The sequence below is a fragment of the Bacillus sp. AFS059628 genome (assembly GCF_002571225.1).
Taxonomy (GTDB): domain Bacteria; phylum Bacillota; class Bacilli; order Bacillales; family Bacillaceae_G; genus Bacillus_A.
The window spans coordinates 1-19,298 of the sequence record NZ_NVEC01000084.1 but is presented as its reverse complement, the minus strand read 5'-3'; the positions used below and the strand labels follow the sequence as shown (position 1 = coordinate 19,298).

At 34.3% G+C, this 19,298-nt stretch carries 20 protein-coding genes; 4 read left to right on the top strand and 16 right to left on the bottom strand.

The window, feature by feature from the left end; genetic code table 11:
- Positions 1–120 precede the first annotated feature (120 nt).
- Positions 121–408: an AbrB/MazE/SpoVT family DNA-binding domain-containing protein gene (locus tag COL05_RS25325; protein WP_098670591.1), complete on the bottom strand. Its 288-nt coding sequence runs from the start codon at positions 406–408 to the stop codon at positions 121–123.
- 114 nt (positions 409–522) lie between these two features.
- A complete protein-coding gene (locus COL05_RS25320; RefSeq protein ID WP_098670590.1) occupies positions 523–2,403 on the bottom strand; it encodes an ABC transporter permease in 1,881 nt (626 codons plus the stop codon).
- 271 nt (positions 2,404–2,674) lie between these two features.
- On the opposite strand from COL05_RS25320, the gene nadE reads away from it, so the two are divergent.
- Positions 2,675–3,493, top strand: a complete 819-nt coding sequence (gene nadE / locus COL05_RS25315; protein WP_000174883.1) for an ammonia-dependent NAD(+) synthetase — start codon at positions 2,675–2,677, stop codon at positions 3,491–3,493.
- Between the two features lie 48 nt (positions 3,494–3,541).
- On the opposite strand, the gene COL05_RS25310 is transcribed toward nadE, so the two are convergent.
- The 4 genes from COL05_RS25310 to COL05_RS25295 form a co-directional block, all read right to left on the bottom strand.
- Entirely contained in the window at positions 3,542–4,003 is a 462-nt protein-coding gene (locus COL05_RS25310; RefSeq protein ID WP_048527390.1) for an NUDIX hydrolase, read from the bottom strand.
- A 31-nt stretch (positions 4,004–4,034) separates the two neighbouring features.
- Positions 4,035–4,232 carry a DUF4083 domain-containing protein gene (locus COL05_RS25305; RefSeq protein WP_061658198.1) on the bottom strand — a complete coding sequence of 66 codons (198 nt, stop codon included), beginning with the start codon at positions 4,230–4,232 and terminating at the stop codon, positions 4,035–4,037.
- A 105-nt stretch (positions 4,233–4,337) separates the two neighbouring features.
- Positions 4,338–5,498: a transglutaminase domain-containing protein gene (locus tag COL05_RS25300; protein ID WP_000520870.1), complete on the bottom strand. Its 1,161-nt coding sequence runs from the start codon at positions 5,496–5,498 to the stop codon at positions 4,338–4,340.
- 145 nt (positions 5,499–5,643) lie between these two features.
- A complete protein-coding gene (locus COL05_RS25295; protein WP_098670589.1) occupies positions 5,644–6,396 on the bottom strand; it encodes a YwqG family protein in 753 nt (250 codons plus the stop codon).
- A 224-nt stretch (positions 6,397–6,620) separates the two neighbouring features.
- Between COL05_RS25295 and COL05_RS25290 the strand changes: the two genes are divergently transcribed.
- Together COL05_RS25290 and COL05_RS25285 are read left to right on the top strand one after the other, a co-directional pair.
- On the top strand, positions 6,621–6,767 hold the full coding sequence (locus COL05_RS25290) for a YjcZ family sporulation protein (protein WP_000540425.1): 147 nt from the start codon (positions 6,621–6,623) through the stop codon (positions 6,765–6,767).
- A gap of 87 nt (positions 6,768–6,854) precedes the next feature.
- Positions 6,855–7,820 carry a patatin-like phospholipase family protein gene (locus COL05_RS25285; RefSeq protein WP_098670588.1) on the top strand — a complete coding sequence of 322 codons (966 nt, stop codon included), beginning with the start codon at positions 6,855–6,857 and terminating at the stop codon, positions 7,818–7,820.
- A gap of 105 nt (positions 7,821–7,925) precedes the next feature.
- Here the strand turns inward: COL05_RS25285 and COL05_RS25280 are convergent, their stop codons facing one another.
- Together COL05_RS25280 and COL05_RS25275 are read right to left on the bottom strand one after the other, a co-directional pair.
- Positions 7,926–8,093, bottom strand: coding sequence for a DUF3933 family protein (locus COL05_RS25280; protein ID WP_076536952.1), 168 nt, complete (start codon positions 8,091–8,093; stop codon positions 7,926–7,928).
- A 12-nt stretch (positions 8,094–8,105) separates the two neighbouring features.
- Positions 8,106–9,551 (bottom strand): aminotransferase-like domain-containing protein, encoded by a 1,446-nt coding sequence (locus COL05_RS25275; RefSeq protein WP_142337658.1) that lies wholly within the window; start codon positions 9,549–9,551, stop codon positions 8,106–8,108.
- Between the two features lie 115 nt (positions 9,552–9,666).
- On the opposite strand from COL05_RS25275, the gene COL05_RS25270 reads away from it, so the two are divergent.
- Positions 9,667–10,281 carry a LysE/ArgO family amino acid transporter gene (locus tag COL05_RS25270; protein WP_098670586.1) on the top strand — a complete coding sequence of 205 codons (615 nt, stop codon included), beginning with the start codon at positions 9,667–9,669 and terminating at the stop codon, positions 10,279–10,281.
- Between the two features lie 53 nt (positions 10,282–10,334).
- Here the strand turns inward: COL05_RS25270 and bcbE are convergent, their stop codons facing one another.
- The 8 genes from bcbE to asbA form a co-directional block, all read right to left on the bottom strand.
- Positions 10,335–11,564 (bottom strand): bacillibactin exporter BcbE, encoded by a 1,230-nt coding sequence (gene bcbE, locus COL05_RS25265; RefSeq protein WP_142337659.1) that lies wholly within the window; start codon positions 11,562–11,564, stop codon positions 10,335–10,337.
- Between the two features lie 237 nt (positions 11,565–11,801).
- The gene (locus COL05_RS25260) at positions 11,802–12,008 is read right to left on the bottom strand and encodes an alpha/beta-type small acid-soluble spore protein (RefSeq protein WP_000113545.1); all 207 of its coding nucleotides are present in this window, start codon (positions 12,006–12,008) and stop codon (positions 11,802–11,804) included.
- Between the two features lie 127 nt (positions 12,009–12,135).
- Entirely contained in the window at positions 12,136–12,978 is an 843-nt protein-coding gene (locus COL05_RS25255) for a sugar phosphate isomerase/epimerase family protein (RefSeq protein WP_098670584.1), read from the bottom strand.
- Positions 12,979–13,015: 37 nt separating this feature from the next.
- The gene (gene asbE, locus COL05_RS25250; protein ID WP_098670583.1) at positions 13,016–13,999 is read right to left on the bottom strand and encodes a petrobactin biosynthesis protein AsbE; all 984 of its coding nucleotides are present in this window, start codon (positions 13,997–13,999) and stop codon (positions 13,016–13,018) included.
- A 23-nt stretch (positions 14,000–14,022) separates the two neighbouring features.
- The gene (asbD, locus tag COL05_RS25245) at positions 14,023–14,298 is read right to left on the bottom strand and encodes a petrobactin biosynthesis protein AsbD (protein ID WP_098670582.1); all 276 of its coding nucleotides are present in this window, start codon (positions 14,296–14,298) and stop codon (positions 14,023–14,025) included.
- Positions 14,295–15,533: an AMP-binding protein gene (locus COL05_RS25240; protein WP_098670581.1), complete on the bottom strand. Its 1,239-nt coding sequence runs from the start codon at positions 15,531–15,533 to the stop codon at positions 14,295–14,297. The genes asbD and COL05_RS25240 overlap by 4 nt, the downstream gene beginning before the upstream one ends.
- Positions 15,520–17,358, bottom strand: coding sequence for an IucA/IucC family protein (locus tag COL05_RS25235; protein WP_098670580.1), 1,839 nt, complete (start codon positions 17,356–17,358; stop codon positions 15,520–15,522). Before COL05_RS25235 ends, COL05_RS25240 begins: the two co-directional genes overlap by 14 nt.
- Positions 17,359–17,417: 59 nt before the next feature.
- On the bottom strand, positions 17,418–19,226 hold the full coding sequence (gene asbA, locus COL05_RS25230) for a petrobactin biosynthesis protein AsbA (RefSeq protein WP_098670579.1): 1,809 nt from the start codon (positions 19,224–19,226) through the stop codon (positions 17,418–17,420).
- Positions 19,227–19,298: the final 72 nt, after the last annotated feature.

Here is a 19,298-nt window from a genome sequence, read left to right as displayed (position 1 = left end):
TTATTTATCTCGTAATTTTTCTTGTCTAAAAATTACGAGATAAATAAAAGGACCAATTTAATGGTCCTTTTATAGTTTTTAAAGAATGATATAAAATTTTAAAAATAATTTAAATTAAGACTAACCCTCACTCTTATTTAAAAACTTCTCTATTTCTTTTATGAGATGTTTCGCTCCATCTATACTAACAGTAATGTTTCCATTTGCTAATGAAATGTTTTGATCTGAAACATCACCTGTTATTTGACAAGCATTGTAAGGTTGATATTTTTGTAAAATGACTTTGTCTTCTTCTACGAAAATTTCAAGCGGTGATTTGATTTGTATCCCCAATACATCACGTAATTCTTTAGGAATAACAATTCGTCCTAATTCGTCTACTTTTCGAATAACTCCTGTTGCTTTCATATTACTCCCCCCTTACTTTCTATTATTTTTCCACCTCGCTCTTTCCATTTTATCACTTTTTGGTAATACTTGTATCTTTTTAGAAAATTTTGTACTCAAGTTAAAAAAACACATTTAATGAATACGTAATCTTTCTTTCAATTGTTTTAAATAACGAGATCGTATCAGTAAGAAATATAAAACTTGAATTCCTACGAAAATACTTAATACAGTCGCATTTTCTTTAAATAGTGAGTACTCAAACATCTGTCCCAAAGCAGTTAACGCTACTGCTCCATGTAATGTTGCAACACCTATTGGAACGAAGAATAATAGTGCTAATCGAATTGTAACTACTTTCGATAATTCTCCGCTCGTTAAACCTACTTTTCGGATCATTTCAAACAAACGAGTATCATCCTCTAAATCAGAAAACAAACGGAAGTAAAGGAAGCTTCCTGCACATACGAAAAATACGATACCAATAAAGAAACCTACAAATAGAATTGGTCCTGCGATTTGTAAACTTTGGTTTTGTTCATACTCTTCTGCACTAAATGTTGCATATTCTTGATATGGCTTCATTTGATACGTAAGCTCTTTACCAACCTCTATTTCCTCTTTCGTTCCTTCTGTTTTATACACATAATCTTTTTCCTCTTTAAATCCATCTTGTAATGCATCATATTGATTTTTAGAGATTACATAAACGTTACCTCTTAATATTTTACTTAAGGAAGAAGTATTAACTTTTTTCACATGTAAAGGTTCATTCAAATGTGGTAAAGTAATTTCTTTTCTTTCTTTTATCGGTGGTCCTGGTATATCGACTGCTAAGAATAGAGCTTCTTTATTTGCAACAGTTTGAAATGGTTCTCCTGTTAATTTTGCATATTTTTCATAATCTGATTCTTTTATGAAAACGGCACTTCTTAACGACTGCTGCTCCGCCTTTTTCGTTGAAACACTCGTTTTAGAAGCTACTATACTATGTTTCTTTAATCCTTCATCAATCATTTTCAAATGCTGTGATTCATTACTATTTCCTTGCTTAGAATGATACTGAAACGCAATTGGTCTCTCCATAATCCCTTTCGTCATGGACGTGAAACCTACTAATGTACCTATCGCTGAAAATGCTACAGTTGAAATAATGGTTACAATAAAGAACATTCTTGCGTTGTCTCTCATACGGTAAGCTAAATCTGACAGCGTAATAATATTTGTCTGTGTCCAATAGAAACGTTTACTTTTTTTACATAGTCTAATAATAAAGACACTCAACTGCTTGTACAGCAAATACGTACCAGTAATGACTACCGTTGTAACAGGAATCATCATGACAAATACCATTGCACCGTGTGACATAAGTGCTCCTGCATATCCTGCACTAAGCAATATAACCGCTAATATAGAAGAAATAATGGATGCTTTCGGTTCTGGCTTCGCTTCTGCTGATCCTCTAAACAATTTCATAATTTTATTTTTTCGAATCATTCCTGCACTAAACAATGAAATAATCATAAATAATATGAAAAACATAATACTCGTTACAACAATGGCTTTCATTGGTATGTAATAAGCTAAAGAAATATCTAATTTTAATATCATCGGAGCTACAAATAGTAATACTCCAGAAAATAGCATTCCAGCAAGTATTCCAAATATAATGGCCCCTATCCCAATCATAATATTTTCAAAGAAGATAAGACGCTTTAATTGATATTTCGTCATACCTAGCATCATTAAAATTCCTAATTCACGCTTTCTCGTTTTTAAAAACATTCCCATCGAATATAAAATAAAGAAAAATGTAAATAAGTAAATAATGGACTGTGCAAAAGACATACTTACAAATACGTATCGTCCCAATTCTCCAGCACTTAATGCGGGATGAAACGCAAAAAATGAATAAACAAAAAAGGCCATAATGGCAAATGCACTACTTAAAAAATATGCTGAGTATGTTCGTCTATTTCGCGTTACATTCCGGTATGCGAGTTCTCTAATGTTCATATTCCTTCTCCGCCCTTCTACTAACTATGTTCTCATATTAGTAAAGTCCGGAAATACCTTCCATCGATTCAAATGACAAAAACCTTACATTATTGAAAGGTTTCAAAAAAATTGCTTAAATGAAACAGTTTCATTATAATGACTACATTCATATTCATACACGCATCCTATTGTATATTCGTTAGTTTTGCGAAATAATAAAGGGTAGAAGTATGAACCAATATACATATAAACTTAATTACCGCTTTAATATGAATAGGAGGAAAACATAATGACATTACAAGAACAAATTATGAAAGCATTACATGTTCAGCCTGTAATCGATCCGAAAGCAGAAATCCGTAAACGTGTTGATTTCTTAAAAGATTATGTAAAAAAAACAGGTGCAAAAGGATTTGTACTTGGCATTAGTGGCGGACAAGATTCTACATTAGCTGGACGTTTAGCTCAGCTTGCAGTAGAGGAAATTCGTAATGAAGGTGGTAACGCAACGTTTATCGCTGTGCGCCTTCCTTATAAAGTGCAAAAAGACGAAGATGATGCGCAGTTAGCATTACAATTTATTCAAGCTGATCAATCTGTTGCATTTGATATCGCTTCAACCGTTGATGCTTTCTCAAATCAATACGAAAACTTATTAGGTGAATCATTAACAGATTTCAATAAAGGTAACGTGAAAGCACGTATCCGTATGGTTACGCAGTACGCAATCGGTGGTCAACAAGGATTACTTGTGATTGGAACTGATCACGCTGCAGAAGCTGTTACAGGATTCTTTACAAAATTCGGAGATGGTGGTGCAGACCTTTTACCGTTAACGGGATTAACGAAACGCCAAGGACGCGCTTTATTACAAGAATTAGGTGCGGACGAGCGACTTTACTTAAAAATGCCAACAGCTGATTTATTAGATGAAAAACCAGGTCAAGCTGATGAAACAGAATTAGGTATTACGTACGATCAACTTGATGACTATTTAGAAGGTAAAGCAGTTCCAGCTGACGTTGCAGAAAAAATTGAAAAGCGTTACACAGTGAGCGAACATAAGAGACAAGTTCCAGCATCTATGTTTGATGATTGGTGGAAATAAGTAAAACATAAAAAAGAAGCTAATCTCATTTAGCTTCTTTTTTATATGTTAACGATATACCCCTACTCTTTTCTCCAATAAATCTTGCAGGCAATCTTCATGCTGTTTACAAAATAACGGTGGCATGTCGTCTAACGGGAAAAACTTCAAATCCAACGTTTCATCACCATCTATTTTTTTATTCCCTCCAACTATTGAGCATGAAAAACACATCACAATTGACTGTGCCTTGTCTCCATTTGGATATGATTGAAAATATTTTGTATACACTCCAATAAGCTCATTTATTTCTACATCATACCCGGTTTCTTCTTTTATTTCTCGAATTGCAGTTTCTGCAGCCGATTCTCCAATTTCCATTGCCCCGCCAGGAAAGCCCCAAGCGTTAAAGTCTCCTCTTTTTTGCAGTAATACTTCTCCTTCTTTATTAAATACACAACCACCGGCAAAGTTTAAGAAAACATAATCATGCCCTACTTTTTCACGTAATTCTTTTATATAATTGGCCATTCTCTTTCCCCTTTTCATACATCTTCTATCATTATTTCTTATCTTTCTCAAGCAATTCAATAATTCGATCTAGCTTCTTATTCATATGCATCACATGTTGTTTTTTTGCAACGCTGTTTTGCAATACTCTTCTTATAAACAAAGTAAATGATAGGAAAAATAAAACGACAAGTCCGATTACTAAACAAGTATATATCAATGTAAATATATTACTTTCGAACAAGTTCATTCCGCATTCACATCCTTATCCTTTTATTTTATCACATAATTCTTAATATTAAAAAGTAATCAATAAATAAAAAAAGCATCTTTTACAGATGCTTTTTCCCATTGCTTAATACGTAAACGTAATTGTAGCTAATGAATAACCCGCCAATGCACTATAAGGCGCTACTTGATAAGACACACGCTTTGCACCTTTTGGCCAATTTATTTCATTTAATACTTTCTTTATATCTTGCATCGTCCCATCCATGGACTGCTTATATCGCACTTCTACTTTTTCTGGTTTAGCTGCAAACTGTTGCTGTAACTTTTTCTTAAATTCATTATAATTTTCTGCTCCGTATTCTGCAGATAAGTATTGTAGATTTGTTTCTTTTAACATCTGCTCATATACGACAGTTTTTGAGCTACCAGCTTTTATTTTATTTGTTAATTCACTGAAATAACTTGTAGTTGCCGCTGGATATTTGCTACGATCCCATTCGTGATCTTTACTTAACTGCTCGTCAGACATATTAAAATATGAATATGTTACACGTCCAGCTTTATCTGGCACTGGATCATCGAATGTAGTATCAAGGTGGTACCATTTGTTTTCAATGTTCACTAAATTCCATGCGTGAGCTTGTCCATTTCCTGTACCTGTTACAATATGGTTTTGGATACCCGCTTCTTTTAGTAATTCATATGTTAATAACGTATATCCTTGGCAAACGGCAGAACGATTCGCTAACGCTTCATATGCTGTATATGCTCCATAAGACGTATCATACGATACATGTTTTACAACGTAATCATGAATAGCTTTTACTTTCTCATGCTCATCCATTCCTGGTTTTACAATCGAGCCTATAATCGCTTTCGCCTGAGATTTTACATATTGTGTTTGCTCTTTTGATTCACGGTACTTAACTTGCAGTGTAAACGTATAGTTTCCTGGTAATCCTTTAATAGAATATCTAGTAGACGCTACATTATATTTTACATACTCATCTGCATCTACAACTTTATTAAACTCGCCGTACAATTGGTCCATCACATTTCTAGCATTTCCATCTTTTGTTTTATATGTGATTGTAATATTTTCTTCTCGATTATCAACCTGTTTTTTTAGTTCTTTTCTAAAATCATTTAACAACTTTGCATCTGATTGTGATGTCGCTACAGTTGAATTCGTAGCAGCATAAGATACAGATGAAGCCTGTAAGCCTCCCATTACTATCGTTGAACAAAGTGCGGCAGCTGTCACATACTTACTTGTCTTTCCCATCATGTCACTCCTTACATTCTATAACTATACGAAAAAGTATCGTATAGTTTCAGAGTATACAATACTTTTTCGTATAGGTCATATGAGATTATGCATATTTAACATTGTAAAAAGGCTGTTCTTTTTATAAGAACAACCTTCTTCATTAACAAGTTTGTAATACACAACATGCATTTTCAAAACGTCGATTTTTCAAGTCTTCATTTCCAATGCAGAAATAAAGCATCCCTAAATCTCCCCACATCATATTACAATTTTTAGTATCTGAATCAATTTGGAATAAAAGCGTCATTTGCTGCGGGTCTATTTCCATATACTGTCCAGTTTCGTACAATACCTCATCTTGTACAGAAAATGGCTCACCAAATATTTGATGGTTATCGTAGTTATCTGGAATTAACTCTTCAAGCAATTGTAAGAATCGATCTGAATCAGCCTCATTTTCAATGAAGAGCTCTGGCAATTTATATGTCAATTCAAAAGTAGTTGCACACTGATTATAATTCGTTTGCAATTCATCCGCTCTTCGTAATTGCTCAACAGGAACATCATAATAAAGCACACGTCCCGCTTCGGTTGGATTCACATCTTCTTCAAAGTAATTTTCAACGCTAAAGAAATATAACATCCCTTTCTCAGGGAGATCGTGATCTATACCAACATTTTGTAAATCATTTAAATTAAATTGAGCGATAAACTGTAACGGATTTCCTTTATGCGTTGGGTATTCAAATGTAGCTGGTAAGTCAGGAATCCCTCCCATTTTCGAACTACCTATCGCTACTGTTTCCGCCTGCTTTGGCACAACTTTTATACAAGGAAATACAGTATTCATAAGTTCCTCTTTTAAATGTGTGAGCCCATATTTATCAATTAATACTTCAATTTGTTTATTCATACATTCTCCTTATATTTACATACTTATTTGTATCATCGCACAAAAATTATACTCCATTCTTTATAAAAACAACAAGCCTCCCAAAAAACGGGCTCTTCCTACATACGCGAACAAGTTTAAAAAAGCATAGTATACATTGTTCCTACAAACACGATAGTTCATTATTTCTTCCAGTACATTTTCCCCTCGTTCATTTTTATCTTTAATATAAGGAGGAATTCCACATGGGTTACGGATATAGTTGCGGCGGTTACGGCTACGGCGGTAGTTGCGGTGGATGTGGTTATGGAGGTTTCGCTTTATTAATCGTTTTATTTATCCTTCTAATCATCATTGGAGCTAGCTGTTGGGGCGGCTTTGTAGGCTGCTAGTAAATTTAAAAACTATTGTAAAAAAGCACGTACAATACGTGCTTTTTTGCCATTTTCAAATACTTTATGCGAAAGGAAGTATGATGGATGAAGATTGATGGTGTTTTTGAAGGAGGCGGTGTACGCGGAATTGCGCATGTAGGGGCAATTTGCGCGTTAGCTGAAAAAGGCTATGAATGGGAGCGTGTAGCTGGAACATCAGCTGGTTCCATTATCGCCGCGCTCCTAGCAGCAGGATATTCTTGCTCAGAGTTAAAAACGATTATAACTGACATTGATTATAATAAATTTACGAAGAAAACCTTTATTGACAGAATTCCATTTATCGGCAAAGGATTAAGCGCATGGACTAGTCTTGGTATTTACTCTAATATTTTTATAGAAGAATGGATTGAAGAATTACTGCGAAAAAAAGGAGTTCACTTATTTACAGATTTACCTGATTTAAATAAGCTTAAAATTATTGCTTCTGATATAAGTAATGGTAAAATGGTTATCTTTCCCGATGACTTACCAAACTACGGATTTTTAAATTATCGCTTTTCTATTGCTAAAGCTGTAAGAATGAGTAGTACAATCCCCTTCTTCTTTGAGCCCGTAAAATGGAGAACCCCTAAATGGAAGCAACCTTGTTATATGGTTGATGGAGGAATTTTAAGCAATTATCCAATTTGGATTTTCGACTCTCCTACCTCTCCCCGCTGGCCGACTTTTGGGTTTCATTTCGTAAAAGATGAGATTCAAGCTGACCCAGCCCACTACAACGAGCCTATCTCTATGTTCAAAGGACTTTTTAAAACAATGATGCAAGCCCATGATTTACGTCATTTAGACAAGGAATCAAAAGCAAGAACAATTACAATTCCAACAGGAGCCATTACAAGTACAAACTTCGATTTAACAAAGAAAGAAAAAGAGTGGCTATACAATTCTGGTTACAATGCTGCAAATAAGTTTTTACAATCGTGGAACTTCAGACAATATATTGATGAATATAGAAACGGAAATCAGGATCGAAAATCAAATCGTTATTTCCGTCAACTTGAATCATAATATTATTACTTTTCATACGAGAACACGTAACGCTTTCAAAAAAATAAGCCTAGTAATAATATATTACTAGGCTTATTTACTTTCTGCATCATTATTATACGTTGTTTAAGGATACGTTAACCCTGCTGCTTCCTCTGCAGTAATAACGGTGTATCGATTTCCCGTTCGTAATCCTAACAATTCTGCTTTTTCAATTGCTTCCTGCTTCGTCTCCGCATAAGCAGCTAAATATTTTTCTCCATTGATAATTTGGCAAATGACATATTGTTTCATTACTTTCTCCTCTTACTTTTTCATTAGTTGTGCAAGTTTTTTAATACCTATTTCAATTTCTTCTAACGTTGCGTATGAATAGGATAGACGCAAATATTGCTTTGCGCTTCTATCATACAAAGTACCTGGATTTAATAAAATCTTTTCTTTCAAAGCTTTGTCAAATAAGCTACGATTTGAAACAGGGATATTCATATATAACCAAATATAAAAACCACCTGCCGGTTCATACCAAGTTGCTATATCATGACAATATTTCTCTAACATTTGTAACATAAAATCTCTGCGTTTTTTCAACTTAGTTCTTACAAACTGTAAATGTTCATCATACAATCCATTTGTAAACCATTCCGCTGCAATTTGCTGGGATATAGAACTCGATCCATAATCCGTTTGCATTTTTATGTCTGCCAATCTTTGAATGACTGGCTCAGATCCAACAATCCATCCAATTCTTAATCCTGGACTAATGACTTTAGACATACTCCCGATATGTAGTACAATTCCGTTTTTATCATATGCTTTTAAAGGCTTTGAAATAGGCTCATCAAACCATAAGTCTTGATATACCGCGTCCTCTATAATAGGCAATCCAATTTCATTACATATTTCCATCACTTCTATTCGTTTCTTCTCATTCATACTAAAGTTCGTCGGATTATGAAAAGACGGGATTGTATATAATATAGATGCATTAAATTGCTTCTTATATTTTGGAATGTATGATGCATGTAAACCGTTCTCATCCATCGGTATACCAATTAATCTCATTCCTGCTGATTGAAAAACATTAAGAGAATATAAATAAGATGGTTTTTCTAATAAGATAGATGCCCCTTTTGGTAGAAGCCCCATAGAAATAAGTTGCAATGCCTGAATTGCTCCTGAAACAATTAATATAGAATCAGCAGTTACATATACACCATGTCCTTTTAAATAGTCCGCAATTTTCTTCCTTAAATAGAAATTTCCTTTCGGTTCCTCATAACTAAGTATCATGCTCGATTTTAAAAGCTTACTCATAATATTTTTCATCTTTTTTTCAGGTAAAAGACTTGGCGCGAGTTCACCTGTTCCTAAACGAATTACATGTGGATAAAATTCAGCTTGATTTATTTCTTGAATAGCAGGCAGATTCGGATAATGGAGTCCTGTTTCTACATAAGACTGCCAATTAGGCGGGGGTGCGTATGTAGAAGTATTCTCATTATTCTTTACAACAATTGTTCCTTTCCTGCCATTCCCTTCAATGTATCCCTTTGCCACTAGCTCATCGAAAGCCATTACAATTGTACTCCGGTTCACACCAAATGTATGTGCCAAATCTCTTTGTGAAGGTAATTTCGTTCCAATAGTCCATTCTCCATTAACGATTCTTTCTTTTATATACGCTTCTATTTGTTTATACAGAGGTGTCGCTAGAGACATATTCGGTTTCCAAAAAGATCTTTCCATCATATCACCTTATATTCTTTTTGGTTGGTAACCTCCCCAACCATATGGATGGATACAAATTTTCATTTCTTCTATACAATATACACTATCATAATAAATTTAAATAGGAGGTAATATGATGAGTGAGGCAATTATTCATGGTATCATTCTTGCATTTGGTCTTATTATTCCATTAGGCGTCCAAAATGTTTTCGTCTTTAATCAAGGTGCGAGCCAACCAAACATTTGGAGGACAGCCCCTGTCTTATTAACTGCCTCAATATGTGATACGTTACTCATATTGATTGCGGTGCAAGGTGTCTCCCTTGTACTCCTTACTTTTTCTTGGCTAACTAACTCGTTATATATAATTGGATTTTTCTTTCTCCTATATATGGGCTTTGTTATTTGGAGAAGTAACCCTTCCAACGATATAAAACAAGAAAACAGCATGCCATTAAAAAAGCAAATCCTTTTTGCTGCATCGGTTTCGTTATTAAATCCACATGCAATTTTAGATACAATCGGTGTAATCGGAACAAATTCTATTCAATACATAGGAAGTGAAAAATGGGCTTTCACACTTGCAACTATTATCGTTTCGTGGATTTGGTTTATAAGCTTAGCTTTCGCGGGGAAATTTCTAAAAAGAATGGACTCAACCGGAAAGACAATCGTGTTATTAAATAAATTTTCTGGTCTCATCATATGGGGTGTCGCGCTTTATATGTTAAAACAAGTTATTTATTCTTAATGAACGAAAGAGAATTGCATGTTACTGAAAACATCATGCAATTCTCTTTCAAATTATGAAGTAGGTTCCGGTTTCTGTTTTACGTTCTTTGCATCTTTTGCTGGTTTAATCCAAATGATCGCTATAACAGCACCGATAACAGCGCATATACTTGTTACATAAAACACTTCATGGTCAGCACCTTTCATGAAAAAAGAGTATAGAGGTGGTCCAGCTGCTACACCGATAAATCGCATAGAACTATAAAATGACGTAACCGTCCCCCTTTGCTCCTTTTCAATCCCTTGTGTAATAAGAGCATCTAAACATGGGAGTGCCATACCAATTCCTATACCCATAATAACGAGACAAAGAAGTAGTAAATAAATCCCTTTTATAAATAAAGGAATGATAACTGATGCAGCAGCCATTAAAAAACCAATATAAATACACTTCTTCATCACATTTTGATTATCTCCAATTTTTTTGCCAGCCATATATGAACTAAGTGACAGTACAAGTAACGGAATCGCAAGTACACACCCTTTCCATATACCATGAATGTCATACTTTGATTCCAGTATAGTCGACAGATAAAAGAGAATTCCGAATAAAATAAGCATAATAATTGCACCTAATGCAAAAATGGCAATCAACCATCTTCCCTTTTCTCGAAACGTAGCGAGAATAGATTTGATAAACTCTTTAAGTGGCGGTACTTCTCCTTCTTGTTTCTTTGCCTTTACGAGAACGAGTAATAAAACAATTGATATTACGCATAAAATTGGAATCGCCCAAAATGGTAAGAACCATGCAATGGCAGCAAGAGCAGATCCTAAAATAGGGCTCAGCACTTTTCCAAACGTATTGGATGTTTCGATGATTCCTAAACCTGTGCTAACTTGTTTTTCATCTTTGTATAAATCACCAACACACGGTATAACAACTGGCATCGCACCAGCAGCACCAATACCTTGAATCGCTCTACCGATTAATATCCAAGTGTAGGGATTATCAACTTTCCAAGATACCCAACCAGTTATCGCTCCTCCTATAGCCGCAATCAGCAAACTCGGAACCATTACCATCTTTCGTCCCCATCTATCTGATAAATAACCAGCAATCGGTATAAGTAAAATAGCTACAATAGAGTATATTGTAATAATCATGGATACTTGAAATGATGAAATATGTAATTTCTTTTCAATAGTCGGCAGGATTGGAATAAGCATTGAATTCCCTAACGTCATAACAAGTGGAACTGATGCAAGTGCAATTAAACAACAGTTTTCTTTTTTTAACATGTTGACTTCGGAACCTTTCATCATATATTTCTTACCATATAATAGCCCTGCTGGAACGTGATTTTTCATTCCACCAGGGCTATTACATCTTTACTACTTCCCATTCACAACAAAAGAAATTGGGGAAAATATAGTACTATTCCTATTCTTTGAATCCTGTTCGCAATATATCCATACCAATTAATTGAAAAAAAAAAGAAAGGAAGAATCCTTCCTTTCTCCTATAACCTTCTACAATTAGCGAGTATATCCGCCACCAAGTTGTTGTTCTGCCATCGCTACAAGGCGTTTTGTAATTTCACCGCCTACAGAACCGTTTGCACGTGAAGAAGTATCAGCGCCAAGTTGTACACCAAACTCTTGTGCAATTTCATATTTCATTTGATCTAAAGCCGCTTGTGCTCCATGTGATGCTAATTGATTAGAATTACGATTTCTAGCCATTACCAATCACCTCCTTATTTATATATAAATTGTGTTAAATTTTAATTTAAATACATGGTAATTTTTGGTTATTATTTTTTTATAAAAAAAGAGCCTCTACAATGAGAGACTCTTACATCATTTTATATTAAGAAGTTACTACTTCTAAATTTCTATTTGTTAAAACTTTCATTTCTTCTTTTAATATATCTTTCGCATTATGTCCAAACCATTCGAGTGAGGCAAAATGGTCAGTGCCTCTCACTTCCTGAATAATCTCATCATAATTTACGATACCTTCAAATAATGGCACCATCCCGATACGACTTCCCGCTGCTGCATATACATTATTAGGTTCAAACACATGTAAATACTCTGCTGAAGATATATTCTTAAAATGGTAATGTTGTATCCACGGCTTTAGACGATGGAAACTGTCTATTGGATTTGCGCCGGACTCCCATATATGAAGAAAATCAAGGTTTATTTTCAAACTCGGATGATCTACTTCTCCTAATAATTCCAAAGTAGAAGGCAATGTATCCGTTAACGTATTTGGATGTGTTTCTAAAAGTACATACATATTATGCTGAGCAAATACTTCACAAATGATGCGAATACGCTTCACATACTCCCGTCTCTCCTGTTCCGAGAAATCTTCACTACCTTTTTGTCCAGCAAATGTACGAATTTTGTTCGTTTTAAACCAATTAGCTAATATTGCAAGTTGTTCACACTTCTCTATTGTTTTTTCAAAATCTGCTGATAAGGATATGTCTAAGTAATCACTTATCATCGTGATTTCTAAGTTTTTATCCTTTAAACAATTTAATTCCCGTTCTGTCGCTTCATACTCTTGTATATATAAATTTTGTGCATGAGTCCCCCACAATTCAATTCCTGCAAAACCGTTTTCATATGCAAATTGAACAATATCAGTAAATGAAATTAATTGATGACGAAAGGAAATAGTACATAATGAATATTTCATAGGTTTGAACTCCCTTATCTTAAATTCAGTTAGCCTTTTATAATGCTAAGAAAGACTCGTTTGTTTTCATTTCTTTCCATGATAAAAACTGTCTCTCTAATTCAGCCTTAATTTGCAGTTCAATTGCATTCATTTCATCCAGCTTTTCAACAATTGATAATAGCATACTTTTATTATTCGTCATTGCCATTTTTATGGAACGATACTGTACATTTGTAAATCCTTGTACAATATCTTCTACTCGATCACACCAATAATCAAATTCTTGCTCTGAATATTGCAACGTTTCACGGAAGTATGCAAAGGCATGTTCATAACTATATTTACGAATTGCAAGTACTGGTATTTGTTTTACTGCTGCTACAAGACCAGAAAGCGAATACCCCTCTTCTTCATTTGCCATTTTTATAATTAAATTTTTTAGCTCCATAGTCAGTTCATTGTCAGTTCTTTTGAAAGTTTCTATGAAATAACCTGCTACCATTTCTTCTGTTGGCTCCTGAATTTCTTCTATATCAATAAAATACCCTCCACCAAATGGGTTATCTTGAACAGAATGAAGCACTTTTTCTCTTTCCATATTCCCTTCCCAGCGAAAATCAGGATCTAGCATGAACCATTCTTCTTCTTTCTCCGTCTTTGATATCATCAAATAGTGAGGAAATGGTTTTTGATGGAACTTATTTTCCCTCTCTGGCAATAGAGACATATCTACCATTACAATGACATAGCGATTCTCTGGCTTGTTTTCTACTAATTGTAAAAACGTTTCTACATTGCTATCCTTATCTTTTGCATGATCATACCATTCGTTCACTTTTACGCCATACAATTTTTCATACCATAATAAATAATTATCGTGGTTAATATTTTCGGAGTGATACGAAATAACGCCACCTTCTGTTATATCAAAATCTCCGTCCCATAATCCAAAATAAAAAGGACGAAAATCTATACCGCTACGCCTTTTTATAATTTCACAAAAACAACTCACTAAACAGTGAACTTTAATTGAAGTCATGTTCTCATCTACTTTCTTAAAGGTTAGTTATTTACATTCACTTCCTGTAACGGCTGTAATTCCTCCATAAAATCAAGCAATGATCCTACAGTAAGAAAGGCTTTTGGGTCTACCTCATCATCTGGAACGCATAGTTTTACATCCATTTCTATGTAAACTATGAGTTGTAACAGCATTACCGAATCTATATATAAATCTTGATTTAAACGCATCGTTTCTTCTAAATACGTTACATTTTTTAGTTCCATTTTTTCTGTCATAATTTTCAACACTTCATTTTTTAATATTTCACGTCTCATGTTGTAACCTCTCCCATCTCTAGTAACTTTCTACTTACTTTTCCAGTTTTATTTTTCGGAATTTCAGTTACACTTTCAATCTCATGTGGAACTTTGTAAGCTGGTAAATACTGTATACACCATTCTCTTATTCGAACTGGGTCAATATGAGAGATTACTTTCGCTTTAACTATTTCGCCCATCACAGGATGTTTCCCTCGATATACAATTGCCTCTTGAACGCCTTCTAGTCGAAGCATCATTTCTTCTATCTCTATAGGAAAGACTTTTAATCCTGAAACGTTAATCACATCATCCATGCGCCCCATAAAATGAAGGCCTCGCTCAGACTTATATCCCAAATCTTTCGTGAAAATTTCTTTACCGTTCATTTTCACTACGATTTCTTCAGGCATATTTTCATCTGAACCTATGCTTATACTCGTATGGGGTAGTGGATTCCCTAAATCTAAATGGCTTTTCATATCATGACATATACTAATACAACCTGCTTCAGAACAACCGTATTGTTGCATCATATATGTTGTCGTTTCTTTTAGTTTATAAAACAAAGCTTCTGGTAAAGGCGCTCCGGATGTCATAATTTTATGAAACTGAAACGTACCTTGCGGGAAACTCCCCATAATATGTAACATAAGTGGTACTGCATATATGATATGTTTTTCTGTATTGCGAACTATATTTAAGGCGAATTTAGGATTTTTATTTGTAATGATAATTGGCTTACTTCCCCTCATAATTGCAGATAATGTTCCACATATTAATCCGTATGAATGTGAAACAGGAGCCATAACAATCGGCACTTCATCTACTTCACAGTTTAAAGCCTCATTATAAGCAGTAATTTCTGTATCAACTTCCGTCCACGCTCTACGAATCAGTTTCGGTTCTCCCGTCGTTCCAGAACTATATTGCAATAAAGAAGGCTCTTCTAATAAAGAGTTCACTCCTTGTAATTTCGTAAAATCGCTAATTTCTCTATAAAAAATTCCGATACAATTTGCACGCTTTGCCATTTCAATAGCGGTTTCTTTTGGTGTATCTTCATGTATAAGTAATACGGATGATTTCTTTTCTTTTAAGAAAAAAACAAGCGTAATAATATCGAATGGATCTTTCAGACAAAGCGCAAATCTATTTCCTACTGCTTCTTGAATTTGTTCCATTCCCTCATAAACTTGAAACCTCAAATCAAAATCACTTTTGCTATACTCTTCTTTATTAACGATTAGCATAATTTCCCCCTGTAACAACTGATTTTTGTTTGTTAAGTTGTCTTGCTCTATACAATGGATTTGGAACTTCATGAACAAGCGATTCCACATCCATATATAATCTACGCTTCGTTAATTGCTCAGCATAGAATGTAGAAGTGTATAGCTGAACTCTTTCAAATCTATCTTTCAAATGTGGATATTTTCTAAAATGGTTTTCAATTTCATCGACCACTATCATCCAAAAACTTTCTTCTTTCCACTCATATTCATCCGCAAGTACGAAAGCTAATTCTCCGACATTAAATAAGAACAGTGCATCTAATACCATCTCTTGTAAACATTCGATACGATCCATTTCAAAGAAATCATTCATTTTTCCATTCGCATATGTTTTATGCATTTTAGTAAAGTCGGGACATTTATCCATTTCTTTTAAGAATGGTCGATAAAACTCAAGTCCTTCATGGAAATCCTTTAATGCAATACGGACAGGTAGCCCTTCTTTATGAACTAAAATCATATTTTGTCCGTGTGATTCTAACGCGATCCCATGTTCTACAACAAGATGTATAACTGGAATAATTGCCTTTTGAATAAGTAATCGCAACCAATTTTCTATCCCATATTTGTTTAACCATGTATCAATAACTGGTGTCCCGTCCTTCTCTTTTGCATATAATCCGTTAAAAGGTACAGCATCTTCTTGCTCATCTAAATAATGATGAACACTTTCACGCCAAATGCACCCTAATGAACCATATGTGGCTTTCTTATTCGCATCATACGTTACACTCGAGAATTCCTGTAACAAAATTACACGCGATTCATCCCTTAAATAAGAGTCCCGGCTTACGATATCGCTCAACCAATTCGATATAGCTGGTGCACTCGCAACAGAATATGGTTTCAGCGTACGGAGTGTGGAAGTATTCAGTATGTTCATTGATAACTTTACATATGGTCTCTTTGGATTCGTAACATTTCTTAGCGTCCTCATCGACTGTTGCGCACAATAATCGTCCACTGATTTCCCTAAATAAATAATGTTTTTATCTTGTATATGATCAGCGTAATTGGGAATGATGAAATTTTCCCACTGCCAAGGATGAACAGGTATAAATACGTACTGCTTTGGATCACATCCCGTACTGTGAATTCGTTCTATATACGCTTCTAATGTAGGCTCGCCTACCTCGCCTTTTAAAATATTGTCATAAATCTCTTCATTTCCATAACCTATAGTCGCATATTTCTTATGGGCTGCAATCCATATAAGTTTTATTGGCCTCATAAATTCATATCCATATTGAAAATTATCACGATATTGAAATCCAATACGTGCTTTATATATAGGATGATATGGGTGGCCATCTACTAAATGGCTTTCAAAGTCATCGTATGATTTTTGAGTATAATTCACCTTATTATGTCTTTCATATTGTGCTATCGTGTCCTTAAATATCGTTTGTTCTAATTCGTGAATAAAAGAATCTAATTTCGTTTGTTCTACGTTAACAACTCGAAAAACTTCTTCCAAAAATTGCGATACGGATTGTACTTCTTGTTTTTCCTCTTGAACTCTTACTATTAATGAATCTATAGAAATACGTCCAAATGTCATTCGTTCTCTTCCGTAACATTCGTATGTGACACTTTTGTTGTCCTCATTAAATCCTTGTATAAGAAAAAGAATTTGTTCTTCGCTTTCTATACGAACTGGCATAATGATTCCCTCATAAATTAACGATTCTACTAATTGACGTAACACTCTTCTTCGCACTGAAATGTAATCTTCTGATTCAAGCGCTTTCAATATTTTTGTATGATACATGTCCTCTCTCATAAAACCCTCCACCTTATGAAAAACACCATTATTTGTATTACGTGAAATTTTAACGTTATTTATGAACGGACAGCCACTTCTCTAACGAGCGGATTCTGTACCTGTACGTAAATTGCTTGTTCTAAAGGATTACTTAACTCGTCGACATCAAAAAATCTCGTTAATAAATTTGCTTTACATGCCAACTTATCCTCTTCTAACAATTCTCTTAAAAAGGTCGAAGGTTCACGGTTATAAGGAAGGAATGATTCAAGTACAGATCTTAATTCCGCGAGAAGAATTTCCTCCTTAATTAATCCAGCTGTACCAAATCCGTTAATGAGTCCAAACATATGATTGAAAATTAAGTAGTAACGAAATCTTTCATCGACAATATAATCGTCATATAAATTTCCAGTGCGTTCTCCAATACCAGCTAACTCATTATTAAGCATCTTTTTCATTGAATTACAGAAATAAAACCCTTGATTATCACGAAAATAATATTTTTCTGGGTAACCATCCTTTAGCTGAACAACACTATTTTGCTGATGAGCTTCTAACGCAACACCATAACGTAAGTACATCCATACCATTGGCTTTAAAGAAATATTCATATATTGTATAAACCAATCTAAACTTACTTCTTCACAGCTTCTACTTTCTAAATCTGCTAGTCGATGAATAATATTCGATAAACGAGTACGTTCTCCAGGTATAGCATCTTGCACTAGTCCAGCAATTAATGTAGCGTCATTTGCATATTCTCTGTAAAAAGGATTCTCTCGTATAATTACTTCAAACCCAGATTCTTCTGCTCCGTAATTTAATGTAATAAATGCTGGGTCACAAATAAAATCAAATCCTGGAAATTGTTCTAACACTTCACCAATTGCTGTATTTAGCATTTCCTTTCCTTCAAGGCCACTCTCTAGTTCCTTCAATTTATTAATACGCATTGAATTTGTTACTTTTACTGGAAATGAAAACTTAAGCATATATTTTGATTTTGGATGGTATAAGGTCCTAAGTGATGATGTTGCCATATAACGCTTACCGGCAGGACCGATATATTCAAGTACTCCTTGATTTATCCAATCTTGTACGTAAGGTTGGTGTAATAGCCATTCTGCCTGAAGCGGATGTATTGGAAGTAATGAATATTCATCTTCCCTACAATACTTCAATATAAATTCTTTACTAACCACCTCATCATTACGTAGCTCTTCTTTTAGAATTACTGTTGTAGAATCAAATAATAATGATTTTTCATGTACTATACTTTTATGTGCCCTAAAATAATGAAGTTGACATTCTCCTTTTAATTCTGGAGAATATATTGCATTTTTCCATTCCAAAATACCTTGTCTACTCTTTGGCGTTGGATGAGTTAAATGTCCAAATAATAAAGATTGCTCCGCTTCTATAAAGGATGTATGGAAACCATATAATGCAGATGTATCTTCTATTCTATCCTTTATAAATTCCTCAATATTTTGACAACTACGTATAACTCGAAGCATAAGTTCGGCAGGATTCGTCCCTTCTCCGTAGTTGATAGACATCTCTTTTATTAAGAATGTAATAACTGTCACGTAATCAGCTTTCATAACAGAATTACTATCCCCAATTTGATAATAAAATTGTTCTCCAAACAAATGACGATCTGTTGCTGATTTATATATAACTTCTCCATACAAAGTAACGTTCTGTGCCGATAACCGACAGCATAAATAAGTAGAGCAAGTATCTCTTTGGAATGAATGGTAGAAAATATCCTCTATCCTTTTATCCTCTATAATCCATTCTCCACTTCCTGTTTCTCTTAAATAACAATTTAAAAAACTTTGTATTGTTGCATGTTCCGCGATTTGTTTCGCATGCTTCATACTTGCCCTCCTCTTTCTATAAACACTATCGGAATTTCATATTACAATCGATAATTGAACATCATTATCAAT